30 protein-coding genes are annotated in these 25,536 nt (G+C 65.7%); 23 read left to right on the top strand and 7 right to left on the bottom strand.

All coding sequences use genetic code 11. The features are described 5' to 3' along the window. Nucleotides 1–143: 143 nt before the first annotated feature. Complete coding sequence (locus ACSFCA_RS25845; RefSeq protein ID WP_435461509.1) at nt 144–899, top strand: HNH endonuclease; 756 nt, start codon at nt 144–146, stop codon at nt 897–899. A 416-nt stretch (nt 900–1,315) separates the two neighbouring features. On the opposite strand, the gene ACSFCA_RS25840 is transcribed toward ACSFCA_RS25845, so the two are convergent. After that, nucleotides 1,316–2,284, bottom strand: a complete 969-nt coding sequence (locus ACSFCA_RS25840) for an AraC family transcriptional regulator (RefSeq protein WP_435461508.1) — start codon at nt 2,282–2,284, stop codon at nt 1,316–1,318. Nucleotides 2,285–2,436: 152 nt separating this feature from the next. Here ACSFCA_RS25840 and ACSFCA_RS25835 point away from each other — a divergent pair, with 152 nt between their 5' ends. Then, nucleotides 2,437–3,300, top strand: a complete 864-nt coding sequence (locus tag ACSFCA_RS25835; RefSeq protein ID WP_435461507.1) for an SDR family NAD(P)-dependent oxidoreductase — start codon at nt 2,437–2,439, stop codon at nt 3,298–3,300. 73 nt (nt 3,301–3,373) lie between these two features. Here the strand turns inward: ACSFCA_RS25835 and ACSFCA_RS25830 are convergent, their stop codons facing one another. Beyond that, entirely contained in the window at nt 3,374–3,985 is a 612-nt protein-coding gene (locus ACSFCA_RS25830; RefSeq protein ID WP_435461506.1) for a porin family protein, read from the bottom strand. 1 nt (nt 3,986) lies between these two features. Between ACSFCA_RS25830 and ACSFCA_RS25825 the strand changes: the two genes are divergently transcribed. Then, nucleotides 3,987–4,139 (top strand): hypothetical protein, encoded by a 153-nt coding sequence (locus ACSFCA_RS25825; RefSeq protein WP_435461505.1) that lies wholly within the window; start codon nt 3,987–3,989, stop codon nt 4,137–4,139. Between the two features lie 77 nt (nt 4,140–4,216). Beyond that, nucleotides 4,217–4,783, top strand: a complete 567-nt coding sequence (locus tag ACSFCA_RS25820; protein WP_435461504.1) for a 2'-5' RNA ligase family protein — start codon at nt 4,217–4,219, stop codon at nt 4,781–4,783. A 19-nt stretch (nt 4,784–4,802) separates the two neighbouring features. On the opposite strand, the gene ACSFCA_RS25815 is transcribed toward ACSFCA_RS25820, so the two are convergent. Further along, on the bottom strand, nt 4,803–5,666 hold the full coding sequence (locus tag ACSFCA_RS25815; RefSeq protein ID WP_435461503.1) for a helix-turn-helix transcriptional regulator: 864 nt from the start codon (nt 5,664–5,666) through the stop codon (nt 4,803–4,805). A gap of 100 nt (nt 5,667–5,766) precedes the next feature. Between ACSFCA_RS25815 and ACSFCA_RS25810 the strand changes: the two genes are divergently transcribed. After that, entirely contained in the window at nt 5,767–6,246 is a 480-nt protein-coding gene (locus ACSFCA_RS25810) for an ester cyclase (RefSeq protein ID WP_435461502.1), read from the top strand. Here ACSFCA_RS25810 and ACSFCA_RS25805 read toward each other — a convergent pair. Beyond that, nucleotides 6,243–7,157 (bottom strand): LysR family transcriptional regulator, encoded by a 915-nt coding sequence (locus ACSFCA_RS25805; protein ID WP_435461501.1) that lies wholly within the window; start codon nt 7,155–7,157, stop codon nt 6,243–6,245. The genes ACSFCA_RS25810 and ACSFCA_RS25805 overlap by 4 nt on opposite strands. A gap of 127 nt (nt 7,158–7,284) precedes the next feature. On the opposite strand from ACSFCA_RS25805, the gene ACSFCA_RS25800 reads away from it, so the two are divergent. From ACSFCA_RS25800 to ACSFCA_RS25780, 5 genes are all read left to right on the top strand, one after another. Further along, nucleotides 7,285–8,274: a 2Fe-2S iron-sulfur cluster-binding protein gene (locus ACSFCA_RS25800; RefSeq protein ID WP_258355299.1), complete on the top strand. Its 990-nt coding sequence runs from the start codon at nt 7,285–7,287 to the stop codon at nt 8,272–8,274. 36 nt (nt 8,275–8,310) lie between these two features. Continuing rightward, nucleotides 8,311–9,567, top strand: a complete 1,257-nt coding sequence (locus tag ACSFCA_RS25795; protein WP_435461500.1) for an aromatic ring-hydroxylating dioxygenase subunit alpha — start codon at nt 8,311–8,313, stop codon at nt 9,565–9,567. Continuing rightward, complete coding sequence (locus ACSFCA_RS25790) at nt 9,564–10,046, top strand: aromatic-ring-hydroxylating dioxygenase subunit beta (protein WP_435461499.1); 483 nt, start codon at nt 9,564–9,566, stop codon at nt 10,044–10,046. Before ACSFCA_RS25795 ends, ACSFCA_RS25790 begins: the two co-directional genes overlap by 4 nt. 8 nt (nt 10,047–10,054) lie before the next feature. Continuing rightward, nucleotides 10,055–10,375: a non-heme iron oxygenase ferredoxin subunit gene (locus ACSFCA_RS25785; protein WP_093074550.1), complete on the top strand. Its 321-nt coding sequence runs from the start codon at nt 10,055–10,057 to the stop codon at nt 10,373–10,375. A gap of 86 nt (nt 10,376–10,461) precedes the next feature. Then, complete coding sequence (locus ACSFCA_RS25780) at nt 10,462–10,956, top strand: RidA family protein (protein ID WP_435461498.1); 495 nt, start codon at nt 10,462–10,464, stop codon at nt 10,954–10,956. Here the strand turns inward: ACSFCA_RS25780 and ACSFCA_RS25775 are convergent. Beyond that, complete coding sequence (locus ACSFCA_RS25775) at nt 10,953–12,017, bottom strand: DUF72 domain-containing protein (RefSeq protein ID WP_435461497.1); 1,065 nt, start codon at nt 12,015–12,017, stop codon at nt 10,953–10,955. The two genes, ACSFCA_RS25780 and ACSFCA_RS25775, sit on opposite strands and share 4 nt — an antisense overlap. Before the next feature lie 62 nt (nt 12,018–12,079). Between ACSFCA_RS25775 and ACSFCA_RS25770 the strand changes: the two genes are divergently transcribed. The 8 genes from ACSFCA_RS25770 (at nt 12,080) to ACSFCA_RS25735 (ending at nt 18,511) form a co-directional block, all read left to right on the top strand. Further along, a complete protein-coding gene (locus ACSFCA_RS25770; RefSeq protein ID WP_435461496.1) occupies nt 12,080–13,561 on the top strand; it encodes a sensor histidine kinase in 1,482 nt (493 codons plus the stop codon). After that, nucleotides 13,558–14,196, top strand: coding sequence for a response regulator transcription factor (locus ACSFCA_RS25765; RefSeq protein WP_258355043.1), 639 nt, complete (start codon nt 13,558–13,560; stop codon nt 14,194–14,196). Before ACSFCA_RS25770 ends, ACSFCA_RS25765 begins: the two co-directional genes overlap by 4 nt. A 117-nt stretch (nt 14,197–14,313) precedes the next feature. After that, nucleotides 14,314–14,814 (top strand): GlcG/HbpS family heme-binding protein, encoded by a 501-nt coding sequence (locus ACSFCA_RS25760; RefSeq protein WP_093054817.1) that lies wholly within the window; start codon nt 14,314–14,316, stop codon nt 14,812–14,814. After that, complete coding sequence (locus ACSFCA_RS25755; RefSeq protein ID WP_435461495.1) at nt 14,814–15,512, top strand: ankyrin repeat domain-containing protein; 699 nt, start codon at nt 14,814–14,816, stop codon at nt 15,510–15,512. The genes ACSFCA_RS25760 and ACSFCA_RS25755 overlap by 1 nt, the downstream gene beginning before the upstream one ends. A gap of 43 nt (nt 15,513–15,555) precedes the next feature. Then, a complete protein-coding gene (locus ACSFCA_RS25750; RefSeq protein WP_093074539.1) occupies nt 15,556–16,200 on the top strand; it encodes an FMN-binding negative transcriptional regulator in 645 nt (214 codons plus the stop codon). A gap of 1 nt (nt 16,201) precedes the next feature. After that, entirely contained in the window at nt 16,202–16,438 is a 237-nt protein-coding gene (locus ACSFCA_RS25745; RefSeq protein WP_258355040.1) for a hypothetical protein, read from the top strand. Further along, complete coding sequence (tadA, locus tag ACSFCA_RS25740) at nt 16,428–17,543, top strand: tRNA adenosine(34) deaminase TadA (protein ID WP_435461494.1); 1,116 nt, start codon at nt 16,428–16,430, stop codon at nt 17,541–17,543. The genes ACSFCA_RS25745 and tadA overlap by 11 nt, the downstream gene beginning before the upstream one ends. After that, a complete protein-coding gene (locus ACSFCA_RS25735; protein ID WP_435461493.1) occupies nt 17,540–18,511 on the top strand; it encodes an LD-carboxypeptidase in 972 nt (323 codons plus the stop codon). Before tadA ends, ACSFCA_RS25735 begins: the two co-directional genes overlap by 4 nt. A 60-nt stretch (nt 18,512–18,571) precedes the next feature. Here ACSFCA_RS25735 and ACSFCA_RS25730 read toward each other — a convergent pair whose 3' ends face one another. Then, on the bottom strand, nt 18,572–18,910 hold the full coding sequence (locus tag ACSFCA_RS25730) for a hypothetical protein (RefSeq protein WP_258355037.1): 339 nt from the start codon (nt 18,908–18,910) through the stop codon (nt 18,572–18,574). A 311-nt stretch (nt 18,911–19,221) separates the two neighbouring features. On the opposite strand from ACSFCA_RS25730, the gene ACSFCA_RS25725 reads away from it, so the two are divergent. The 5 genes from ACSFCA_RS25725 to ACSFCA_RS25705 all read left to right on the top strand — a co-directional run bounded on the left by ACSFCA_RS25725 (nt 19,222) and on the right by ACSFCA_RS25705 (nt 24,555). Further along, a complete protein-coding gene (locus tag ACSFCA_RS25725; RefSeq protein WP_258355036.1) occupies nt 19,222–20,169 on the top strand; it encodes an adenylate/guanylate cyclase domain-containing protein in 948 nt (315 codons plus the stop codon). 131 nt (nt 20,170–20,300) lie between these two features. After that, nucleotides 20,301–20,651, top strand: coding sequence for a hypothetical protein (locus ACSFCA_RS25720; protein ID WP_258355035.1), 351 nt, complete (start codon nt 20,301–20,303; stop codon nt 20,649–20,651). Between the two features lie 210 nt (nt 20,652–20,861). Further along, nucleotides 20,862–22,691 (top strand): DUF1800 domain-containing protein, encoded by a 1,830-nt coding sequence (locus ACSFCA_RS25715; RefSeq protein ID WP_435461492.1) that lies wholly within the window; start codon nt 20,862–20,864, stop codon nt 22,689–22,691. 29 nt (nt 22,692–22,720) lie between these two features. Then, nucleotides 22,721–24,187 carry a DUF1501 domain-containing protein gene (locus tag ACSFCA_RS25710; protein WP_435461491.1) on the top strand — a complete coding sequence of 489 codons (1,467 nt, stop codon included), beginning with the start codon at nt 22,721–22,723 and terminating at the stop codon, nt 24,185–24,187. Between the two features lie 5 nt (nt 24,188–24,192). Continuing rightward, complete coding sequence (locus ACSFCA_RS25705) at nt 24,193–24,555, top strand: hypothetical protein (protein ID WP_435461490.1); 363 nt, start codon at nt 24,193–24,195, stop codon at nt 24,553–24,555. On the opposite strand, the gene ACSFCA_RS25700 is transcribed toward ACSFCA_RS25705, so the two are convergent. Next, on the bottom strand, nt 24,528–25,439 hold the full coding sequence (locus ACSFCA_RS25700; protein WP_435461489.1) for a LysR family transcriptional regulator: 912 nt from the start codon (nt 25,437–25,439) through the stop codon (nt 24,528–24,530). The two genes, ACSFCA_RS25705 and ACSFCA_RS25700, sit on opposite strands and share 28 nt — an antisense overlap. Between the last annotated feature and the right edge of the window lie 97 nt (nt 25,440–25,536).

Raw genomic sequence — 25,536 nt, 5'->3', positions numbered from 1 at the left:
CGGCGAAAGCGCGGTGGCGCCGCAGCCTGGGCGCAGATGTGTGCTCAGTGGGGCATGTCCTGCGCGGAGTTCCAGACGACGCGCCAACTGCCTGCCGCAGGCGCCGTGCGTGCAGGCCGGCAAAGTTTTAATGGAGGCGCTGCATGACCCCTCTGGACCGCCTGCGGCTGGAGAAGGCCGGGTCAGATTGCGGCTTCGAAATGACACCTCGCATGACCGATAGTGGCGTGCTTGAGCTGCGATCGGCGGCATTTCCAGAGACCATTTGTGTCTCGGTTTTGATCACTGAGGCTGCCAGTTTCAGGGTGTCGACATCATCGGGTGCTTTGTTGGACCGTGCGGTTGGTGATGCTGTCGAGGTCCATGCGTATGGCGAGCTTTACGCCGTCCTGCAACGCGCGTCAGCCGTCGCCAGGACGATGCCAAACCGGGTGGCCGACAAGTTTCGGCAAGAGAAGGCCAAGCTCCCGCAGTCGACCGAGGCAGAGCGCTTCGTTGTTCAACGTGTGGGGCAGGGCTTATTCAGGGACGCTCTGCTCGACTATTGGCAGGGGCGATGCTGCGTTTCGGGTTTGGCGTTTCCCAGCCTGCTGCGTGCTTCCCACATAAAGCCTTGGGGCAAGTGCGTGACCGATGACGAGCGACTGGACGTCTTCAATGGCCTGCTCCTGGCGCCGCACCTTGATGCCCTGTTCGATGGGGGCTGGATTTCGTTTGAAGACGACGGGACGCTGTTGACCTCAGCATCACTTCCTGGGGCAGCACGACTGCAACTGGGGCTGTCGGGCGATTGGCGCTTGGATGGCCTGAAGCAAGAGCACGCCGGCTATCTTGCCTTCCATCGGCAACACGAATTTCGGCCGGAGAAAACTGTATCAAGGTCGTCTGACTGGCAATAGAGATTGCTGTGGGCTTGAAGCTCTCCGGCTCGCTGGCTGATCGGGCCATCTGCTAGCCTCGAAAGAACAGCGTCCAGTGCCACGGAAAGGAGGGCCGAAGATGTGCAGAATGCTGTTACGAGCTTTGGCGATCGTTGACGATTGATGTGCTGGAGTAGCCGCCCCGCAAAACGAGTCCATCTCCCGCGCCAGCAAAAGCGCTCGTTTTTGGACGGTAGAAGTGACGGTAAAGTACGATGTCCCGACCCCACAAAGCTAGCATTCATGCGGGTTTTCGACCCTCGGAAACCATTGAGTGGGAGTGACGAGGTCGAGCAGTGGCAGCGGATTCTCCGGGACACCGGCAATCGCGGCCACTGACTCCGACATCTAGGCGTGCTTGCTGCGGGCCCGTGTCCTTCGGCGTGATGTGTATTTCAGAGATTGCCGGGCTGTTCATCCAAGTCGCCGCGTAGCAGTGAGATGTCGCGAATGGGGGGATTACCGAACAGTCGCCTGTACTCACGACTGAACTGGGTCACGCTTTCATAGCCGACACGATACGCGGCAGAGGTCGCGTCCAGCCCCTCGGTCAACAGCAAGCGTCGCGCTTCATGGAGCCGAATGTGCTTTTGATACTGCAGCGGACTCATGTGCGTGATGGCGCTGAAGTGATGGTGCAGAGTCGAAACCCCCATTGCAGCTATTTCCGCCAGATCCTCGATGCGGATCGCTTCAGCGTAATGCTCACGCAGCCAGGCGATCGCAGTCAGGATCTTGTCGCGCCGGGGGTCTTGTCTGGCAATGCGACGAAGATGACCGCCCGACGGCCCCATAAGCAGACGATAGGTAATTTCGCGCAGCACCAGGGGCGCCATGATCGCGGTGTCCTGAGGCTTGTCAGCAAGCGCGGAAAGTCGCACGAAAGCGTCAAGCAGCTCCGTGGTCATATGGCCGAAAGTCATGCCAGATTCGGCCTTGCCCGTCGCGGCGATGCCTTGCAGGTCGATCTCCCCTCCGATCGCCTGCACCATGGCAAAGTCCAGCTTCAGCATCATGGACAGGCAGGGGCGGCTGGGATTGGCCTCCAGTACATGCGAGATCGTGGGTAGATCCACCGCCGTCAGAACAAATTTGGCCGCGTCGTACTCATGTGCGTCCGAGCCCAGGACGACACGCTTGCGGCCCTGAACGACGAAGCCGACGCTGGACTCGTAAAGCATCGAGGCGGGTTCGGTCGGGCCATCGCGACGATACAGAGTCAGGCCCGGCAACGCGGATACGTGGTCGCCAGCTTTAGGCAAGTGCGCCAATAGATGCGAGCGAAGCCGCGCGCGCAGCCACGCTCCCTCCGAATCTTCATCGGGCCGAGCCGGCTGAAGCCGAGCGTCATTCATCAGAACCATGGAGTCATTGTGCCCAGCGGGCTGCTGCTCGGACGAGGAATCCGCGCCCGGCAAGACGATCGGGCAATGATCGGGAAGGATCAGGCTAACGACCACCTGCAGCCATGCATAGAGTTAGACCCCATCACAAACTGATGGATACGAGATCGAATATGTCTAAGGTATGGCTTGTTACAGGTAGTGGCTCCGGCTTGGGCCGGGCAATCACAGCTAAAGCACTGGAGGCGGGCCACCGTGTCGTAGCGACTGCGCGTGATGTGAGCCAGTTGGATGACTTGGTCAAGTCTTATGGTTCCCGCGTAATGCCGGTCCGTCTTGACGTTACCGATGAGCGAGAGGGCGTCGCTGCCGTAGACGCTGCCATCTCGGCTTTCGGACGCCTTGATGTTCTCGTAAACAATGCGGGGTTTGGTGAAACGCGGCCATTTGAAGAAGTTTCATCGGACGACTTTCGCCGCGTTGTGGAAACCAATTTCTTTGGTGTCGTGAACCTCACGCGGGCCGCCCTTCCTGTGATGCGCCAACAGAGGAGCGGTCACATCATCCAGATTTCATCCGTCGGTGGGCGGTCCGCCTTGGCCGGCAATGCTGCTTACGTTGCTTCCAAGTGGGCGGTGGGTGGCTTTGCCGAGACAGTCGCTCTTGAATCCGCATCGTTTGGAGTCAAAGTGACCGCACTCGAACCAGGCGGCATGCGCACGAATTGGGGTAAGCGAGCGTTTGGAAGCGTGCCTGCCATGCTGCCGGACTATGAAGCCTCGGTTGGGGAAACTGTCCGGCAACTCGCAGCATATTGGGGCAATGAACCAAGCGATCCTGAAAAGGTCGCGCAGGTTGTAGTCGGTGTTGCCGGAGCCGATCGTCTGCCGCCCCACATCCTCCTTGGCTCAGATGCATTCCAAGGAGCACTTGGAGCTGACGCGGCGAGAAATGCTGCTGCTGAGCGCTGGAAGACCGTAAGCGCATGGACGGATATTGCCTCCGAGGGGGCGCTGCCCGAATTCCCTTCCGAGTAACGGAGCGAGTCCTCCCGCTGGATGACTTCTCGGGTTGGCGGCGCGCCAAAGCGGCGCGCGCCTTTCTTCTTACTCAGAAGCTCGCCTTCAGACCCACCGTAAGCATCCCGCCCTTGGCCTGCTTCGACAGCTTGCCGAAGTAGTCGTAGTCCGCGGTGATCGCCAGGTTCTGCGTCACGCGGTACTCCGCACCAAAACCAGCCATCACGCCCGTGGAACTGCCCGAGATGCGCTGGGCGGTCGGCATCCAATTGTTGTTCTCGCCGGAGACGCGGCCGCGCGACACGCCGAGGCGTGCGTTGATAGCGAAAGCGTCGCCCAACGGCAGGCGCGCAGTGGCGGCTGCGTAGAAGGCCTGGCCGGTGCCGCGCTGGAGCCTCGAATAGCCGCCGGCCGACGACCACTGGCTCACGCTGCCGAGGCGTGCATAGCCGGCTTCGACACCGAAGTTTTCCGTAAGGCGATAGCCGCCGTAGAGCTTGTAGGCCGTGCCGGCCTTGTTGCTCTTCTGGCCGCCCCATGGCACGGGTACGCGATTGGAAGACGACAAGCTGTAGCTCGAGCGGCCGATGGCGCCGCCCACATAGAGTCCGGTGTCGGCGTTCGGGGCGGCGGCGTGCGCGCCGATGGCGGTGGTGCCGAGCAACAAGGCGGCGAGGGTGGTGCAGGCAAGCGAATGCTTCAAGATGAAATTCCTGGTTGGAGCTGTTGAGATCAATGCGACGCGTGACCGGCTGTTTCGCCCAGTCACCGACGTGCGACGATTCTCAAATTCCAATCTGAAGAAGAGCTTCGCGCTTGCTGAAGGGCTCATGAAGCGCACCCTCGATGCGCGATGATCGGAGCAATGCCAGAACAGCTTTTTCTTCCCGGAATCGATCCCCCGCCGCGGCCCCTGCCGCGTCCACGAAGCAAGGTGCGTCGCAACGAGCCACTGCCGCACGCGCTCTTTCTCGCACTGATTCCCGACACACAAGACGCCGCGACGATCGCCGCACTCGGCGAGCGCATGAATTCACAACACGCACTGAAGGGCACGCTGGTCGAGGCGCACCGCCTGCATGTCACGCTGTTCGATCTCGGCGATTACGCGCAGGTGCCGGCCGACAAGGTGGCGCAGGCTTCGAACGCTGCCGCCTCGGTGCCCATGCCGGCATTCGATGTCGTTTTCGAGAAGTCCATGAGCTACGCGAAGGGCGCCCTGGTGCTTTGCGCCGACGACGAAGCGAACGTCTCGGCCCTCCGGGTTTTCAGGCAGCGTCTGGGCGAGGCGCTGGCCGATGCCGGCCTGAAACCCTCGCGCTCGTTCACGTCGCACATGACCGTGGCCTACGCGCGGCGCAAGCTCGAGAAGCACGCGCTCGAAGCTCCGGTCCGATGGACCGCGGCTTCGCTCGTGCTGATCGACAGTCACGTCGGCGAGGGCGTGCACGAGGTGCTGGGCCGGTGGCCTGCCGCTGCGCAGAGTGAGACGACTGCCTGAGATGCGAACGCGCCACTGATCACCGCGCAGGCATGGCCGTCGATGCGGCCCAACGGCGCTGCAACAGCTTCACCTTCCGAGCGCTCTGCTCATCGACCGGCGTGTAGACCACCAGCCGCATGTCCGGCGACTCCTCGACCATGAAGGAGCTTTGTTCCAGTTCCATCCGGCCGACGCCGCGCACCTCGAAGCGCTTGGCCCTGTCGGTGCGCATGCTGACGTCGTGGTCCGGCCACCATTGCCTGAACTCGGGGCTGGCGATCTGCAAACGCTCGATCAATGCCAGGAAGGCCGGATCGTCGCGGTGCCGGCCGAACTCGACGCGAAAGCGCGCGAGCATGGCGCGCGCATCGGTCTCCCACCGCGGAATCGCAGCGCGGTGTACCGGGCTGGCGAACACCAGCCACAGCATGTTCCTGTCTTCGGGCGCAAGCGCTGCGAGGTCACCGAACACGGCAGCAAGCGCGGCGTTCCACGCGATCACATGCATCGAGGCGGTAGCCAGGTAGGCCGGGCCGGTGACCGCATCGAGCATGCGGCGCAGATGCGGCGTGACCGTGAGAGAGGGGCCGGGCACGATCGGCGGCGGCCGGTTGTGGGCCAGCGTGAAGAGATGGGCGCGCTCGGTTGCATCGAGTTTCAGTGCCCGCGCAATGCGATTGAGGAAATGCGCCGAGACATCGATCTCGCGTGCCTGCTCCAGCCACGTGTACCAGGCCAGTCCGACGCCTGCGAGCTGGCAGACTTCTTCGCGCCGCAGACCCGGCGTGCGCCGCCTCGCCGTCGTCGGCAGACCGACTTCCGCGGGCTGCAGGCGCTCGCGCCGGCTCCTGAGGAATGCGGCCATTTCAGCGCGCGCAGGCTTGGTCAGCGGTGGGGTCATGGTGCGAGGCTGGTGGTTTTTATACCCGGATAACTTCTTGTCTTGTCGAGGGATGGTAGGCCTTCTACGCTGCCTTTTTCAACCGACCAAGGACCATTGAATGACATCCACCGCCCGCATCAGGGAACGCTTCCTCGACTTTCGCCGCCGGCTCTACAACGCACACGATCTCACTGCCATCGACGACCATCTGCATCCCGAGTTCTCGAGCCACAGCGCGAATGTGCGGCCACTGCTGGAGGCCGCGCGCCAGGCGGCGCTGGCGGCCGACGTACCGCATATCGACGTGCGGCCGGCCTACAAGGAGTTCGCGAAGACCTTCCATGTCGGCCTGCCCGACCTGAGACCGGTGCGCCAGGAGGTGCTGGTCGAAGAAGCGAGCCTCATGGCGATGACGTTCTGGGAAGGAACGCACACCGGTGTCTTCTTCGGCGTGCCGGCCACGGGCAAGGTGCTGCACTTCTCGACGGCAGACCGCTATCGGCTGCAAGACGGCCTGCTGATCGAACACTGGGATGTGGTGGACGCGCTGGAGGCATGGATCGCGCTCGGCATCGTCGTTCGTCCTGGGGGCGCCTAGCCGCCATCCGCGAAGTTGTCGAACAGCAATCCGCGCAGCCACTGGTTGCCCGGATCGCGGTGGGCCTTCGCGTGCCAGAACAGGTTGATCGCAATCTGCGGCAGCGCCACCGGGTGAGGGCGCCACACCAGCCCGAAAGGCTCTGCGATGCTCTGCGCGAGGCGCTCGGGCACGGTCGCGATCATGTCGCTGGAGCGCAGGATGTGGCCGATGGCCACGAAGTGCGGCACCTTGAGCTTGATACGCCGGTGAATACCCTGCGCCGCCATCACGTCGTCGGCCTTGCCGTGGCCCGTGCCGGCGGCCTGCACCTGTACGTGGTCGGCCGCGCTGAAGTCCTTGAGCGACACGCTGCGCTTGCGTGCGAGCGGATGCTCCTTTGAAAAGATGCACACATAGCGCTGCAGGAACAGCCGGCGCTGGAACACGCCGGCTTTCAGCTGCGGCAGCAGGCCGATGGCGATGTCGACGTGGCCGGCTTCCAGCTCGTCGCGCAGGCTGGCCGCGGTGTTGTTGCGCACTGTGCTGATGGTCACGCCGGGCGCTGCCACTGACAGCGCCTCCATCAGCCGCGGCGTGAAGTAGATCTCGCCGATGTCAGTCATCGCGAGTGTGAAGCCGCGCGTGCTCGTGGCGGGGTCGAACACCACTTGCTGGTTGAGCGCCGTGTGCAGCGCACCCATCGCGTAGGCCACCGGTTCGGCCAGTTGCAGCGCGAAGGGCGTGGGCTCCATGCCGCGCGCGGTGCGCAGGAACAGCTCGTCGCCCAGCAGCTTGCGCAGCCGCGCCAGCGCATTGCTGATGGCCGGCTGCGAGAGCCCGAGCGACTCGGCCACGGCCGACACGCGCTTCTCGGCCAGCATGCGGTCGAACACCAGCAGCAGGTTGAGGTCGATGTCCTTGAGTTGCATGGCACACCTTTATTCATCACGGTGATGGAGAGGATTCACCAAATTCTATTGGTCAATCGGCAGGGGCCGCGCATCATCCGGCCCCAGAGACAAGCCGGCCATGACGCTGGCGCAACAGAACCCCACGATGGACCTGCATATTCACCCCCTTGCCCGCACCCTCGAAGTTCGCCCCGGCGCGAACCTGCTCGAAGTGCTGCGCGAACACCATGTGCCGGTGTCGTACAGCTGCATGTCGGGGCGCTGCGGCACCTGCCGCTGCAAGGTGGTGTCTGGCCAGGTGCTCGACGCTGGCCAGGACGCGATCCGGCCAGACGGGCAGGGCGAGCGCTACGTGCTGGCCTGCCAGAGCACACTGACCGAAAGCTGCGCCATCGAGATCCCGGAGCCCGACGAAGTGGTGGTGCACCCGGCGCGCATCCTCAAGGCCACGGTCACGGGCATCGACGCGCTCACGCACGACATCCGGCGCTTGCGCCTCAAGCCGAACAAGCCGCTGGAGTTTTCTCCGGGGCAGTATGCGCAGCTGCAGTTCGCGCCCGACCTGGCGCGGCCGTATTCGATGGCGGGGCTGAGCCACGACGCGGAGCTTGAATTCCACGTGCGCAGGGTGCCCGGCGGGCGCGTGACGGCGCACATCTTCGAACAACTGCGCGTCGGCGATTCGGTGCGCGTGAGCGGGCCGCTGGGCACGGCCTACCTGCGCACCAAACACCGGGGTCCGATGCTCTGCGCGGCGGGTGGCACGGGGCTGGCGCCCATCCTGTCGATCGTGCGAGGCGCCATCGCGGCCGGGCTAACGCAGGCCATTCACCTCTACCTGGGCGTGCGCTCCGACGCCGACGTCTACGGCCTGCAGGAACTGCGCGAGCTGCAGGCGCAGCACCCCGGCCTGAAGGTGCATGTGGTCGTCGTTACCGGCCCTTCGCGCGACGGCCAGCGAATCGGCCTCATCACCGACGCCATCCGCGCCGACTGGCCCGGCAGCCTCGACGGCTGGCGTGCCTACCTCTGCGGCTCGCCGCCGATGGTCGAGGCCGTGACGCAGTTGGTGCGCGGCCGCGGCCTTGCCCCCGAGCAGACCCACGCCGATGCCTTCTACCTGCAAGGCACCTGAAGCGAAAACCCACGAGAAAAGAAAAGGAGACCCACGATGACCACGCAAGCCGTGTTCCCCGTCGAGCTGAAATGGGAAAGCGAGAAGAGCAACCGCATTCCCTTCATGGCCTACACCGACGAGGCGTTGCACAAGAAGGAGCTGCAGCGCTTCTTCTATGAAAAGCACTGGTGCTACGTCGGCCTGGAAGCCGAGATTCCGAACCCGGGCGACTTCAAGCGCACCACCATCGGCGAGCGCTCGGTCGTCATGTCGCGCGACGAGGAGGGCGTGATCCACGTCTTCGAGAACGTCTGCGCCCACCGCGGCATGCAGTTCTGCCGCGAGCGCCAGGGCAACCGCAAGGAGTTCGTCTGCCCCTACCACCAGTGGAACTACACGCTCAAGGGCGACCTTCAGGGCGTGCCGTTTCGCCGCGGCGTGAAGCAGGACGGCAAGGTCAACGGCGGCATGCCGGCCGACTTCAAGACCGAGGAGAACGGTCTCACCAAGCTCAAGGTGGCCTCGCGCGGCGGCGTGGTGTTCGCGTCGTTCGAGCATGAGATCGAATCGCTCGAAGACTTCCTCGGCCCCGACATCCTTCATTACTTCGACCGCCTGTTTGATGGGCGCAAGCTCACCATCCTGGGCTACAACCGCCAGCGCATTCCGGGCAACTGGAAGCTCATGCAGGAGAACATCAAGGACCCGTACCACCCGGGCCTGCTGCACACCTGGTTCGTGACCTTCGGGCTCTGGCGCGCAGACAACAAGTCGGAGCTGAAGATGGACGCGCGCGGCCGTCACGCCGCCATGATTTCCACGCGCGGCAACGCCGGCAAGGCTGCGCAGGTCACGCAAGTGTCGAGCTTCAAGGAGAGCATGCAGCTGAAGGACCCGCGCTTTCTCGACATCGTGCCCGAGCCCTGGTGGGGCGGGCCGACCGCGGTGATGATGACGCTGTTTCCGAGCCTGATCCTGCAGCAGCAGGTCAACAGCGTCTCGACGCGGCATATCCAGCCGGTGGGGCACGACGCCTTCGATTTCGTCTGGACGCATTTCGGCTTCGAAGACGACACCGAGGAGATGACGCAACGCCGCTTGCGGCAGGCCAACTTGTTCGGGCCAGCCGGCTTCGTCTCGGCCGACGACGGCGAGGTGATCGAGTTCTCGCAGGAAGGCTTCGAGCAGAAGCCTTTCCACCGCACGCTTGCCGAGCTCGGCGGGCGCGAGGTCGAGAACACCGACCACATGGTGACGGAGACGCTGATCCGCGGCATGTACCGCTACTGGCGTGAGGTGATGGAAGCATGACGAACCTCGACGCCGACACCTACCTCGATCTGTCGCGGCTCTATGCGGCCTACGCGCACGCCGTCGATTCCGGCAACTGGGACCTGTGGCCCGCGTTCTTCATCGAGCAATGCAGCTACCGCCTGCAGCCGCGCGAAAACCACGAGCGCAACCTGCCGCTGGCCACGCTCTCCTTCGAGAGCCGCGGCATGCTGGAAGACCGGGTCTACGGCATCAAGGAGACGCTGTTCCACGACCCGTACTACCAGCGCCACGTCGTCGGGCTGCCGCTGGTGCACAAGGTCGACGACGACGGCACGATCCACAGCGAGGCCAACTACGCGGTGTTCCGCACCAAGCTCGACCAGGCCTCGACCGTGTTCAACGTGGGGCGCTACCTCGACACCGTGGTGCCCACGCACGAGGGCCTGAAGTTCGCCACGCGCCTGTGCGTGTTCGACAGCGAAATGATCCCGAACTCCATCATCTACCCCATCTGAAAGCAACCATGAGCACGATGACCTGGGTCGACGCCGCGGCGGTCGACGACGTTCCCTCCGACGACGTGGTCGGCATCGAGGTGCAGGGGAGGGATATCGCCCTCTACGGCACCGAAGACGGCATCCACGCCACCGACAACATCTGCACGCACGGCCACGCGCGGCTGTGCGACGGCTTTCTCGAAGGCCATGAGATCGAATGCCCGCTGCACCAGGGGCGCTTCGACGTGCGCACGGGCAAGGCGATGTGCGCTCCGCTCACGGAAGACCTGCGCAGCTACCCGGTGAAGATCGAAGGCGGGCGGGTGTTTCTCGCGTTCGAGGGCTGATCTGTTCTGCCTCTTGTCCGCGCCTTCTGTATCTGTTCTGCCGTGAAAGGGCTGGCGACAATGACCCTCCCTTTCACGGAACAGCCATGACAGCAGAAAAGACCCGGGACCAGATCGCAGACCAGATTGCCGCCGAGCTCGGCCACAGCTTCGACGGCGAGATCATCGCCGGCGGCCACTACGTGCCACTGGTGCGCGATGGCCGCACGATCTACCTCAGCGGCCAGGTGCCGCGCGTGGGCACCACGGTTGTGGTTACCGGCCGTGTCGGCGACGCGGTGTCGCTCGACAAGGCTCGCGAAGGCGCGCAGATCAGCACACTGCGCAGCCTCGCGCTGCTGCGGCGCGCGCTCGGTTCGCTCGATGCGGTAGAGAAGGTTTTGCGCGTCGGGGTGTTCGTGCAGTGCACGGCCGACTTCACCCAGCAGAGCGAAGTGGCCGATGCTGCATCCGACCTGCTGCACCGTGTGTTCGGCGAAGCCGGCGTGCATGTGCGCACGGCGGTCGGTGTCTATGCGCTGCCGAAGAACGCGACCGTCGAGGTCGAGATGACGGTCGCTGCCAAGCAGAACATCGGCTAACGCGACGTCAGGCCGGTGAGGTCGCGCGCCAGTTGGGCAATGGTCAGCGGCGCGCAGCCTTCGGCGTTGTTGCTCACCGTGACGAAGGCGTTCTGGCCCGCGCGGGTGGTGCCCGCGATCACCTTGGCCAGCGCCTCGCGCGTCTCTGGATCGGGGTCGACGATCTTGTCGAAGGGGCCGTAGAGTTTTTCCGCGTCTTCGTAGCCGAAGCGGCCGTGGCGCCGGTGCAGGTTCCAGCGGCACACCAGCGGGCCGGGCCACAGCGCGCGCAGCATGGGCAACTGGTCTTCGATGGGCGGCATCTTGGCGTGCAGGCCCATGCAGAAGGTGGCGCGCACGCTGCGCAACATTTCGGCGAAGGCGGGGTTCAGCAACTGCGGGTCGCGCACCTCGACGGCGATCACCGCGTCGGGCGCGACCGATGTGATGTCGGGTAGCGATTCGAGCATTGCCGCAATGCGCGCCAGCAGCGCGGGCTGGTCGGCCAGAATGTGCCCCGGGATCGGGCTCAGCTGGAACACCAGCACGCCGATGCGATGGCCCAGGCCTTCGAGCGCGGGCAGCACGAATTCCTGCCGCGCGATCTCGCTGCTGAGGAACACGGGGTTGGCCTGCATGCCGCGGCCGCTTTCGTCGCGCACGGTGGCATCGGTGACGAGGCTCGGCGCTTTCACCACGAAGCGGAAGTCGTCGGGCACCATGGCCGCGTAGCGTGCGTACTGGCTGGCAGTGAGGGCGCGGTAGAAGTTGCGGTCCAGGCTCACTGTGCGGAACAACGGGTGCTTCGCCAACGCGGAGAGGCCGTTTTTCGACAGCACGGTTTCTGCGTATTCGCCGTCCCACACCAGGTTGGCCCAGCCCGGATAGCTCCACGACGAGGTGCCGAGCCGTAGCTTGGGCGGCAGTGCCGCGGCGAGCTCGACCAGTTCCGGGTCGGTAGGCGCAGGCTCGACCGTGCCGGTGCGCGATTTCTTTTTCGCGGGAGGCTCGGGGGCGGGGGCTGCAGCCGTCTCTTGAGGGCGCGGCAGTTCGGGGAAAAGGGAGTCCTGTACTTCAGCCATGTCTGGGCTCGCATTCTGGGCCAACATCGAACACGCCTGCCGCGCCGGGCACAATCCGCGCCATGAAACAGTGGTTGCGGACGCAGGGTGGTTGGTGGCTGGCATGGCTGGCGCTCACCGCCGTGGGCGCGGTGTGGATTGCGCGCGCCGAGCTGGCGCAGATGCACCAGGACTTCGAGACTGACGTGCGCATCGCGCACCGGCTCATGAGCCAGCAGATGGTGCAGTACGACGCGGTGCTGGCCACGCTTGCGCTGCTGGAGCCAAGCACCGGCGCGGACCATCCGGAGCAGCGCCTGCCTTCGGTGTACTCGTCGATCCTGCGCGTGCAGCGGCGCGACCGCGACGAGCCCTGGGCAGACAGCACGCAGGCCAGCGCACTGGCCGCGGCGGAGGCGCGCTCGCGCAGCCAGCAGCGCGCAGAGTTGGCGATTCTCGACCTGGCCCGCGGCCGCTACGTGCTGGTGATCGGCGCCACGCCGTTCAGCTATGCACTCGACATCGACCTGGCCGGCTCCGTGCCTTGGCGTGACTGGCCAATGAACCCGCAGCGCAGCCCGGTGCGGCTGAGCCTGCAGCGCGACGGTCAGCAACTGGTGCTGCAACCGGGCGTGCCGGCCGCGAACGGCTGGCGCTTCGACCTGACAAAGCCGCTGGCGTCGCCGAGCCAGCCGTTCGACCTCGTCGCCGAGCGGCAGGTGGGCTGGGGCGAACTGCCGTGGCGTGGCATCGCCGGCTGGGCCGCAACCATGGCCGCGCTGCTGGCTGGCCTGTGGGCCGCGCAGCGCCAGCGCGTTGCACGGCGCCGGGCCGAAGAACTGCTGCGGCTCGGGCAGGTCGCGCGGCTCAATGCGCTGGGTGAGTTGTCGGCCGGTCTGGCGCACGAACTCAACCAGCCGCTCACGGCTGTGCTGGCCAACGCGCAGGCCGCGCGCCGCCTGCTCGACGACGACCCTCCTGACCTGGTCACGGCACGCGATGCGATGGGGCAGGCCGTGGAGCAGGCGCGCCGCGCGGCCGGTGTGGTGGGGCGCTTGCGCCGGGTCATCGAGCGGCCCGAGGCGAGTGGCGAAGAAGCGAAGCCGCTGGTGCTGCAGGAAGTAGTGCGCAGCGCCATGCACCTGCTGGTGCCGGAGTTCACAAAACACGCGATCAACGCGCAGTTCGACGCTACCGCGCAGGCGCCGGTGCGCGTACAGGCCGAGGCGGTGGCGCTGGAGCAGATCGTGCACAACCTGCTGATGAACGCGCTGCAGGCGCTCGACCTCGTGCCGGCGGCCGAGCGGCGCCTCGTCGTGTCCGTCGGCCGCAACGGGCAGGAGGGCGTGCTGACCGTGACCGACAACGGGCGCGGCATCGCCCCCGAAGCCCTTCCGCGCCTCTTCGAACCTTTTTTCAGCACACGCGAAGGCGGGCTGGGCCTCGGCCTGAGCCTCAGCGAAACGCTGGCCAGCGGCATGGGAGGCAGCCTGAGCGCGGCCAACGCCTCGCCGCGCGGCGCGCGCTTCACCTTGCTGCTCCCTCTCGTCGCACCGTCTCCATGAACACGCCGAGCATCCATCCGCCGCAATCTCCGCTGATCCACCTGATCGACGACGACCAGGCGGTGCGCGACAGCCTGTCGCTGCTGATCGGCACAGTCGGCCTGCGCGTGCAGAGCTGGGCCGATCCGCAGGCCTTCATCGACGGGTTCGATCGCGCGAGCGTCGGCGCCATCGTGCTCGACGTGCGCATGCCCGGCATCAGCGGTCTCACGGTGCTCGACCGGCTGATGGAGCAGGGCGTCGACCAGCCCGTGATCATGCTGACGGGCCACGGCACGGTCGAGATGTGCCGTCGTGCCTTCAAGGCCGGCGCGGCCGAGTTCCTCGAAAAACCGGTGGACGACGAGCAACTGCTCGAGGCGCTGCAGCAGGCGGTGCGGCAGCACGTGCGCTCACGCCAACGCTCGCAGGCCGACAACGCGGCGCGCGAGCGAGTGGCGCAACTGTCGGAGCGCGAGCGCGAGGTGCTGGCCTTCATCGTGCAGGGGCTCACCAACAAGGAGATTGCGCGCACGCTGGCGCTGTCGCCGCGCACGGTCGAGACGCACCGCGCCAATCTGTTCGCCAAGCTCGACTGCGATTCGCTCGCGCAGCTGATCCGGCGCTATGCCGTGCTGGTGGACAGCGCTCCGTAGTTCTACGGAGCGCCGGGCGTAGCCGTACGAATGGTTGCGGCGGCGCATGTTTTCTACAGTGGCGCAGCCGTCGGCAACAGCTGGCGCAACCACCCGTTTCACTGGAGAAAACGAACAATGCAATCCATCCTTCGCCTCGGCGGCCTCGCCGTTCTGCTCGCAGCTTCCGTCGCCCAGGCCCAGACGCCCGCACCTGCGGTGCGCACCGAAAAGAACATGTCGCTCGTGCTGGCCAACCAGATCGCGGCTGAAGCCGTGGCGGCCTGTGCTGCCAACGGCTACAACGTGGCGGCAACCGTGGTCGATCGCGCGGGCACCGTGCGTGCCGTGCAGCGCGCCGACAATGCCGGCCCGCACACGCTGGCGTCGAGCGAACGCAAGGCCTGGACTTCGGCTTCGGCCAAGAGCCCGACGCAGGCCATGATGGAAGGCGCACAGAAGAACCCGGCCGCCGCCAACCTGGTGTACCTGCCGGGCTTCCTGGTGCTGGGCGGTGGCGTGCCGATCAAGTCGGGCAATGAAGTGATCGGCGCGGTCGGCGTGGGCGGCGCGCCCGGCGGCCACCTCGACGAGCAGTGCGCCAACGCGGCGCTCGAGAAGGTCAAGGGCCTGCTCTGATGGTGGCGCGCGGTATCTGGTCGGGGGTGCTGGCGGCTGCGCTCGGGTTGGGCGTGACGGTAGGCGCGTTCGCCCAGGTGCCGCCGCTGGCGGCCGAGGTGCTGGCCTACGAGGGGCTGCACCAGGCTGCGTGGCATGGCGACCTGCCAAAGCTGAAGGCGCTGATCGCCTCGGGCGCCAATCTCGATGTGCGCGACACGCGCGGCCGCACGCCACTGCATGTCGCCACGCATGCGCGGCAGCGCGAGGCGATCAAGCTGTTGGCCAAGGCCGGCGCCAACCTCGACCTGCTCGAAGACGACCGCTACGACGCGGTCACCATCGCCTCCGTGGCCGACGATGCCGCGACGCTCTCGCTGCTGCTTTCGCTCGGTGCCAAGCCCGGGCAGACAACGAGCCGCTACGACGGCACGGCGCTGATCGCGGCGGCACACCTCGGGCATGACGAGGTGGTGCGCAAGTTGATTGCCGCCGGCGCGCCGCTCGACCATGTCAACAACCTGCACTGGACGGCAGTGATCGAATCCATCGTGCTCGGCGACGGCGGCCCACGCCACCAGCGCACGCTGGCCGCGCTGGTCGAGGCTGGCGCCAATCTCAAGCTGACCGACCGCCAGGGCAACACGCCGCTGCAGCTGGCGAAGGCGCGTGGCTACATCGCCATGGTGAAACTGCTGGAAGCTCCGCGCGCAAGATAGGCGGCTCGGGGACAATGGCGTTTCTCCACGAGGAAACCGCCCCATGTACATGCCCCCGCAGTTCAATGCCAAGGACCCGGCCATCGCGCTGGAACTGATGCGCTCGCACCCGTTCGCGAGCCTGATCTCGAACGACGACGACGGACTGCCGTACGTCACGCACCTGCCACTGGTGGCCGAGCAGCGAGAGGGCGATGAGCTTGTGCTGTGGGGCCATTGCGCCAAGCCCAATCCGCATTGGCGTTATCTGCAGGCGCGGTCCAAGGCGGCAGTGACCTTTCTCGGTCCGCACTCGTACCTGTCGCCTTCGGTCTACCCCGACCTGGCCCGCGTGCCGACATGGAACTACCTGGCTGTGCACTGCACCGTCGAAGCCCGGCTGATCGAGGAGCCGTCCGACAAGGACACGCTGCTCAAGAAACTCATCGGCGAGCACGAGCCCGCCTACGCGCAGCAGTGGCGCGACCTGGGCGAGGAATTCCAGCTCAAGATGCTTGCCGGCATCGTCGGCTTCGAGCTGCGCGTGACGGCGCTGCAATGCAAGATCAAGCTCAACCAGCACCGCCGCGAGTCGCATGCGGCAATGCACGCGGTCTACAGCGCAGGCACGCCAGACGAGCAGGCGCTTGCCGTGTGGATGGATCGCCTCGGCATGAACGCCGCGGCAACCGTGGCGGAAGGACGCTGAGATGCGCACGTTCGGGCTGATCGGCCTTGTGCTGGCGCTGGTGATCGTCGGGCTGGTCGCGAAGAAGCAGATGACGAGCATGGCTTCTTCCACGCGGCCGGCCGTGCCCGGCGTTGCCGCACCGGCCACCGGCGAAGCGCCTGCGAATGTGCGTGATCAGGCGCAGCAGGTGCAGCAGCAGGTCAAGGAAGCGCTCGACGCGGCGGCGAAGGCGCGGCAGATGCCGGATGACAACTGAGGCCCTTCCAACGCCGGCGGCGAGCGATGCTCACTGGATGGCGCTCGCACTTGCCGAGGCACAGCTTGCCGCCGAGGCGGGCGAGGTGCCCGTCGGCGCGGTGCTGGTCAAGGATGGCCAACTGATCGCGAAGGGCCGCAACACGCCGGTCGCACAGCACGATCCGAGCGCGCATGCCGAGATCAACGCACTGCGCGCCGGTGCCACAGCGCTCGGCAATTACCGGCTCGACGGCTGCGAGCTGTTCGTCACGCTCGAGCCTTGCGCGATGTGTTCGGGCGCCATGCTGCATTCGCGCCTGGCGCGCGTCGTGTACGGCGCGACCGATCCGAAGACCGGCGCGGCCGGCTCGGTGCTCGATCTCTTTGCCGAGCCGCGGCTGAACCACCACACGCAGGTGCAAGGCGGTGTGCTGGCCCAAGAGTGCGCTGCGGTGCTGCAGGCCTTCTTCCAGCAACGCAGAAGCGCCGCGCGCGCACAGGCCGAGCCCTTGCGCGACGACGCGCTGCGTACGCCGCCCGAGCGCTTCGAAGCGCTGGTCGGTTACAGCTTCGCACCGCACTACGTGCAGGACCTGCCGAGCCAGCAAGGCTGGCGGATGCACTACGTCGACGAAGGCGGCGAGGGCGATGTTGCCTGCTGCCTGTGTCTGCACGGCCCCGGCGAATGGGGCTACTTCTTCCGGCATCTCGTGGGCCTGCCCGGGTTGCGCACGCTCGTGCCCGACCTGATCGGCTTCGGCAAGAGCGACAAGCCAAAGCGCGAAACACCGCATCGCCTCGAATGGCATCGCGACGTGCTGCTCGAATGGTTGGCCCACGTGCAGCCCGCGTCGGCGGCGATGGTGCTTGCGCACAGCGCGACCGCCGCCGACCTGGCCGCGCTGCTGATGGCCGCGGCACCTGAACGCTTCGCGGCGGCGCTCGTCGTACCTGAGGGCCACGAGCACATCGAAGACGCGTGGCGCGCACCTTTCCCCGACCGGGGCTACGAAGCCGCGCTGCGCGCGCTCGGCCCCATCGCCACGTCGTCGGGACCAACGCTGGTGCAAGCCCGAACGTTCGTGCCGCTGGCGCGAAACGCAATGGGATACTCGAACACGTGACCAAACACATCTACATCTATTCCCCCTCCAGCGCGGTGCGCGACAAGGCCGCTTTCCGGCGCGGCGTGAAGCGGCTCAAGGCACTGGGTCATGAAGTCGAAGTCGACGATGCGGCTCTCTCGGTGCATCAGCGTTTTGCGGGTGACGACGCCACGCGGCTCGCCGCGATTTCACGCGCGGCCGCGAGTGGCGCCGACGTGGCGCTCATCTCACGCGGCGGCTATGGCCTCACGCGCATCCTCGACGCCATTCCGTACAAGGCCGTGGCCAAGGCGATCGACAAGGGCACCGAGTTCGTCGGCTGCAGCGACTTCACCGCGCTGCAGAACGCACTGCTGGTCAAGACCGGCGCCGTGACCTGGTCGGGCCCTGCGGTCGGCGAAGATTTCGGTGCCGAGGCCGGTTCCGACGACATCATGGAAGCCTGCTTCGACGACCTCGTCACGGGGCAAGGCGAAGGCACCGGCTGGCGCATGCCTGCGCGCGATGCGGAGCTGAAGTTCAAGCCGGTGCAAGACGCGGTGCTGTGGGGCGGCAACCTTTGCGTGCTGGCCAGCCTGATCGGCACGCCGTACTTTCCCGTGGTGGACAAGGGCGTGCTCTTCATCGAGGACATCAACGAGCACCCGTACCGCATCGAACGCATGCTCGACCAGTTGAAGATGGCCGGCGTGCTGGCGCGCCAACGCGCCATCGTGTTCGGGCAGTTCACGGGCATTCGCAAGGCGCCGGGCTACGACCGGGGCTTTGGCCTGAACACGGTGATCGACCGGCTGCGCGCATCGCTCAAGGTGCCTGTGCTGGCAGGCCTGCCGTTCGGCCATGTGCCCACGAAGGTACTACTGCCCGTGGGCGCGAAGGTGTCGATGGCAGCGGAAGGGCGCGATGTCTTTCTCGTCTGGGGTCATCGTCACGCGACGGCGCATGACGATCATCACGGCCATGACCATCATCATCACGGCCATTGAGCCGGCCATGGGGAGAAGAAAGCGGGAAAAAGAAAACGGCCCCGAAGGGCCGTCGCAGCTTCAACTGTTGTTGTTGGTAAAGCGCTGATGCGCGCGAGGCCCCATCGAGCCGGGCAATCCGCCCTTGAACATGCTGTTGATGGTTTTCATCTGGCGGCGTGCGGCGGTTTCGCCGTCGATGGCGCTCAGCGCCATCATCACGTCCTGCCGCAGATACCAGAGGGCTTCGACGTCGACCGCAAAGCGCACACGCTGGCTCACGCGCTGCACCGAGTGGCCGCCATGGCCCTGGAGCACCGACAGCATCGCCGTGCGAATGCGCCCCAGCTGGCTTTCCGTCGCCTGGCGGGATCCGAAGCCGGGTACGTTCAGCAGACGAAGAATGCGGCGGAAGAGCATGGGGTCGAAAAGCGTATTGCCGGAAGCCAGAACGGCCGCTACCTTAAGCCTCAGTTAAGCATTTCACAAGATCTGAAACGGTGTTTCTTGTTTGGAAACAACACGCTTTACTTAGCGTATTTAACAGACGTTGTATTTTGTAATCCAAAGTACTACAAATTGATGAATGACCCTCTTGCATCTGCTCCGTTGCCCGCGGCGTATACCTATGTGGTCAACACGATAGGTGCGAAGGCCGTTTCTCCCGTGCGTAAATGAACGTATGCCCTGAGCATTTACAACCTGCGATAGAAATCGAGAATCACAACAGTATGGGTGTCAATTCCACAGTCGTATTCGCGGACTTGACGGGGAGCACCAGGGTCTTCGAGGCCATGGGGAATGCTCGAGCCACCGAGACCGTGACGCGGCTGACGCAATGGATCGGCGGCGTGTGCCAGGCGCACGGTGGCCGGGTGGTGAAGTCGCTCGGAGACGGTGTGTTCGCCATCTTCACCAGTGGTGCCGCCGCCACGCACGCGGTCGTCGAACTGCAGCGCTATCACCAGAAGCGCCTGCTCGCATGGCCGGCGCCGTTGCGCATGGCGTTGCAGATCGGCGTGGCCAGCGGCGAGGTGGTCGAGGTCGAGGGCGATTGCTACGGCGACGCCGTCAACCTGGCCTCGCGCCTGAGCGACCTGGCCGGCCCGGGCCAGATCTGGGTGACCGACGCTGTCATTTCCCAATTGCGCGAAGGCGCGGTGCAGCACCGCGACCTGGGCCTCATCAACATCCGGGGCCGAAGCGAGATGTCGGTCGTGCACCGGATCGACTGGCAGGATGAGGTGACGAGCTTCCTCACCGTGCCCGCCGCGCTCGCCCCGCTGCGCATGCCGGATTCTTCCTTCGGCCAGATCGAGCTGGCCTGGCTCGACGTGCGGTCGATGTTCCGCACCGAAGAGCTCCCGATTCACCTGGGTCGCGTCGACGACGCGCAGTTCGTGGTCAACGACCCCCGCGTCTCGCGGCTGCATGCGCGCATCGAGTTGCGGCAGGGCAGTTGCGTGCTGATCGATGTCAGCACCTACGGTACCTGGGTGCGCTTCCACGGCAACGGCGGGCCGAGCACCGAGATTGCCCTGCGGCGCGAAGAATGCGTGCTGCACGGCCGCGGTGAAATCGGTTTGGGCGCGCCGCTCAGCGACTTCAGCGCGCCGACCATCGCCTTCAACACGAACAGCGGCGACGTGATGTTGTCGCGCCGCGAAATCGCGGGTTGAGCGTTGGCTGCAACGCACCGCGCGGCGGTGACGTTTGGCAACCAGCCTTCGCGGTGACGGGTGCACCACGGGTACACGTCGGGCGTTGCGTATCAACCTGGGCGCTGTCCGCCCTTGGCCCTGGAGCCTCAGTGAACTTCAAACATCAATCTTCTGTTTTCAAGTGGGCCGCCATCGGCACCGTCTTTGCCGGCGCGCTGCTGGCCGCGGGTGCCGCCAACGCGCGCGGAAGCTGGTCAGTGCAGATCGGCACGCCCGGCTATGTCGCCGGCGGTTACCCGGCGCCGTACTACGCACCCCCGCCGGTCTATCCTTATCCGGCCCCCATCTATTACGAGCCACCTCCGCCGGTCTACTACCGGCCGCCGCCACCGGTTTACTACCGCCCCGCGCCCATCTACAGCCCGCCGCCCGGCCGCATCTACTACGGCCCCGGCTATCCCTATCGTCCGCCGAACGGCTGGGACGACGAGCGCGACTGACGACTGGCACTGTCACCTGAATGTTTGCTGAAACATTGGCATGCGCGCTGGCATGCCAATTTTGTTTCAAGGGGTGACTAAAAAGTCACATTGGCACACATTTGTGTGGCGACCGCGCCAGTTTTAGACACCCGTCTAGCTGTTTTTCGCAGGGCATGCCGCTTGCCTTGATTGCTCGACCGGCGTTGATGCGCCGCAGGAGCGAGGAACATGGTGGAACAGTTCGAGGCCGGCTGCGCAAGCCCGGTCGACGAGGTGGTGTGCGTTACTGCGCCGCCTGCGGATGCAGTAACAAGAACGACGGCGGCAATCGATGAAACAACGCGGCCCGTGAAGGCCGCGGCTGCGTTCTCCATCGCGGCGGCACTGGCCGCATGCGGCGGCGGCGGAGGCGGCGGTTCTTCCGGTGGCTTCGGCTTTCCCATCGGCGGCAGCCCCAACCCGGGCGAGCAGCCCGACACCGGCCCCTATCACTACACCCAGGCGCAGAACGACGCGGAGGCCGCGCGCTTCCTGTTGCAAGCGCAGTTCTCGGCCTCGGACGCAGAGATCGCCGCAGTGCGCGCCAAGGGCTACATGCCGTGGCTCAGCGAGCAGTTCAGCGCGGCGCGCGAGCCCACGGCCTGGGAGTGGGTCAACGGCAAGCTCTACGGGGCCGTCGACACCGACGCGATGATCTGGCGCCAGCTCATGGTCGCAGCCGACCCGGTGCGCAAGCGCATGGCTCTGGCGCTCAGTGAAATCTTCGTGGTCTCCGGCACCGAGATCGGGTCGAGCTGGCCCACCTCGATGATGGCCCAGTACTGGGACACGCTGGCCAGCGGCGTCACTGGCAACTTCCGCCAGCTGCTGGAAGACGTCTCGCTGAACCCCGCGATGGGCTTCTACCTCAACACCCGCGGCAACCGCAAGGAAGACGCCTCGGGCCGCCAGCCCGACGAGAACTACGCGCGCGAAGTCATGCAGCTCATGACCATCGGCCTGTACCAGCTCGAAGCCGATGGCACGGTGAAGACCGGCGCCGATGGCCAGCCACTCGAAACCTACGTGCAGAGTGACGTGTCGAACCTCGCGCGCGTCTTCACCGGCTACGACCTCGACATCCGCTCCGCGGAACGCAATGCCTTTCTTCCGCCCGCCGCAAGCAGCCGCATCGAGACCAACGCCTGGACCACGCGCCCCATGGCGTACACGGCGGGCAATCACTCGATGCTCGAAGCACGCTTTCTCGGCGCCACCGTGCCCGCCGGCACGCCCGGCCCGGCGGCATTGAAGATCGCGCTCGACACGCTCTTCAACCACCCGAACGTCGGCCCCTTCATCGGCCGGCAACTGATCCAGCGGCTGGTTACCAGCAACCCCAGCGCGGCCTACGTCAAGCGCGTGGCCGACATCTTCGCCAACAACGGCGCGGGCGTGCGCGGCGACATGAAGAGCGTGTTCGCGGCCGTGCTGCTCGACGACGAGGCACGCGGCCCCGCCGGTCTTTCAGACCCGAACTTCGGCCACCTGCGCGAGCCGATGCTGCGGCTCGTGCAATGGGGCCGCACTTTCGGCATCGGCTCGGCGCAGGACACCTGGGCAATCGGCAATACCTCCGACACGAGTCAGAGCCTCGGCCAGTGCCCATTGCGCTCGCCCTCGGTGTTCAACTTCTTCCGGCCCGGCTACGTGCCGCCCTCGACCGCCATCGCCAGCAGCAAGCTGGTGGCGCCCGAGTTCCAGCTGGTCAACGAGACCAGCGTGGGCGGCTATCTCAACTTCATGCAGGGCATTCTGCAGAACGGCTTCAACAGCAAGGACGTGGTGGCGAACTACGCGGCCGAGAAGACGCTGGTGACCGATCCCGCCGCGCTGGTGCGGCGGCTCAACCTGCTGCTCACGGGCAACCAGCTGTCGGCCGCCACGGTGGCGTTGATCACCGATGCGCTGAGCAAGGCGCCGCTGCTGAACCCCACTACCGACGCCCGCAAGCTCGACCTCATCTGCTCCGGCGTGCTGCTGGTGATGGGCTCGCCCGAATACCTCGTCCAGAAATAAAGAAGAAAAGAAGCCGGAGCGAACCGAACATGCACCTGATCAATCCCGCCGCGCACACACGCCGCGCCTTCCTGCGCCGCACGGGCCAGCTCGCGATGGCCGGCACCGCGCTGCCGTTCGCGCTCAACCTCGCCGCCATGGGCGAAGCCGCCGCGCAGGCCGCGCCCGGGGACGACTACAAGGCGCTGGTCTGCGTCTTCCTGTTCGGCGGCAACGACTACGCCAACACCCTCGTCAACTACGACGCCGACAGCTACGCGAAGTACAGCGCCATCCGCGGCGCCATTGCGCTGCCGTCCGACGCCGCGCTCGCGGCGACCGAGCTCAAGCCCGCCGTTTCGCTAGCCAACGGACGCAAGTACGCGCTGAACCCGGCAATGACGAAGCTCGCGACGCTGTTCGACGAAGGCAGGATGGCGGTGCAGCTCAACGTCGGCCCGCTGGTCAAGCCGCTCACGCGCGCGCAGTTCAACAGCTCGAATCGCAAGGACTTCCCGATTCCGCCCAAGCTGTTCTCGCACAACGACCAGCAGTCGATCTGGCAGTCGTCCTCGCCCGAGGGCTCCACCATCGGCTGGGGCGGCAACCTCGGCGACCTGATGCTGGCCGGGCAGCGCAACGCGTCGCTCTTCACCTGCGTCTCGGTGGCGGGCAACGCGGTGTTCCTGTCGGGCGACGAGGCGCTGCAGTACCAGGTCGGCACGCGCGGCGCGGTGCGCATCAACAGCGTGAGCAGCGCCACGGGCAACGTCTACGGCTCGTCGGCGGTCAAGGCCGCCATGCAGCAGCTGGCGCAGCAGGCACGCAGCCACACGCTGGAGAACGAATACAACAAGGTCACGCTGCGCGCGGTCGAGGCGGAAGGCAAGATCACCACTGCCATCCAGCCTGACGACCTGAACGGCAACTTTCCCACCGGCAACAACCTGGCCGACCAGCTCAAGATGGTGGCCCGCCTGATCCGCGGACGCGTCTCGCTGGGCGTGAAGCGCCAGGTGTTCTTCGTCTCGATGGGCGGCTACGACCTGCACGACGACCTCGACACGAAGCAGGGCGGCCTGATGCTGCGGCTGTCCGAGGCCATGTTTGCCTTCCAGCGACAGATGAAAGCTCTGGACATCGACGACAAGGTGACGGCCTTCACCGCCTCCGACTTCGGCCGCACGCTTTCGAGCAACGGCAATGGCTCCGACCACGGCTGGGGCAGTCATCACTTCGTGGTCGGCGGTGTCAATGCCGTGAAGGGCAAAGCGTTCTACGGCACGCCGCCGCCGGTGAGCATCGGCAACACCGCGGCCGACGACGACCAGTGGCACGTCGGCCAGGGCCGGCTGCTGCCGACCACCTCGGTCGACCAATACGCGGCCACGCTGGCCAAGTGGTTCGGCGTACCCGACGCGGACCTCAACGGCATCCTGCCCAACCTGAAGAATTTCAACAACGTGACCGCGCCCAGTGGCATCAGCTATCCGCGCGATATGGGGTTCATGACATGAACGCAATGAGCAGCATGACCGCCATCGGCGGCCTCAACGGCATGGAAGGCGGGGCCAGCGTGAACTTCAGCGCGGACCCTCCCGAGGCGCCCGCACTGGCGCGCAGCAAGGCGGTGACGCACGTGCGCCCCTTCACCAACGTCGAGGCCGCCATCACGGCGCTGGAATCGCTGGACCGCGAGCTCAAGAAGTTCGAGCTCGCGGTGGCCGACAGCCTGCAGGACTACCTCGGCGTGCAGATGGCGCAGATCACCGACTGCGCGCTGGCACGCGGCTGGGAGCCGGTCAGCTTCTTGCAGAAGGACGGATTCCGCGTGTACCGCTACGAGGCCATGCGCAGCTACAAGGGGCGCAGCAAGAGGCGCTGAGTTTCCGGAGGCCGCAACGCCTCCACGACGAGCATCAAGGCTGGCGAGGCGCGTCGGCCGGCATAGTAGGCGTGATACCCGTCAAAGGTTGCCGCCCAATCGTCGAGTACCGGCACCAGCCGGCCTGCCTCGATGTGTTTCTCGACGAGGTCGCAGGGCAGCCATGCCAGCCCGTGCCCGGACAGCGCCGCAGCGACGATCAGCTCGCTCGAGTTGAAGACGAGCCGGCCCGAGACGTGGGCGTTGACGTGTTTCCGGCGATGCGTGAATTCCCATTTCAGAAGGCCACCGTGGGATGCCAGGCGCAATCCGATGCAATCGTGCAGGGTCAGATCCTGCGGGGTAGACGGCCGGGGGTGGCGCGAGAAGTAGTCGGGGCTGCCCACCACGGTCATGCGCATGTCGGGCGCGATGCGTACGGCGATCATGTCCTTGGCCACGTCGCCACCCAGGCGCACGCCGATGTCGAAGCGCTCGGCAACGATGTCGGTGAAACGGTTGTCGCCGCTGATCTCCACCTTGATGTCGGGGTACAGGGGCAGCCATGGTTGAAGCCTGGGCCAGATCAAGGTTCGCATCGAGTGTTCGGTTGCCGTGATGCGGACCATGCCGGCGGGCTTGCCGCGCATCTCGCCCAGAACGGCGAGTTCTGCTTCGATGTCCTCGAAGCGCGGGCCGACGGCTTGGTACAGGCGTTCACCCGCCTCCGTGGGAGCGACGCTGCGCGTGGTCCGGTTGAGCAGCTTCAGGTCGAGCCGGCGCTCCAGCGCTCGGACGGTCTGGCTGAGCGCGGACTGCGTCACCCCAAGCTGGGCCGCCGCTCGCGTGAAGCTGCCTGCGCGCACCACGGCCGCAAAACTGGCCAGGTCATCGAAGCGTGCCATTGATTAGCCTGCCTTCTAGGTACATGTCGATCCAGCAGTCTAGTCATTGGCAAGCAGGCTGCCTAAAGTTCTTGTGATCGGTTAGGGACAAGGACAC

Source organism: Variovorax multivorans (assembly GCF_051216835.1).
Lineage (GTDB): Bacteria > Pseudomonadota > Gammaproteobacteria > Burkholderiales > Burkholderiaceae_C > Variovorax.
This window is presented reverse-complemented; position numbering and strand designations above follow the sequence as displayed.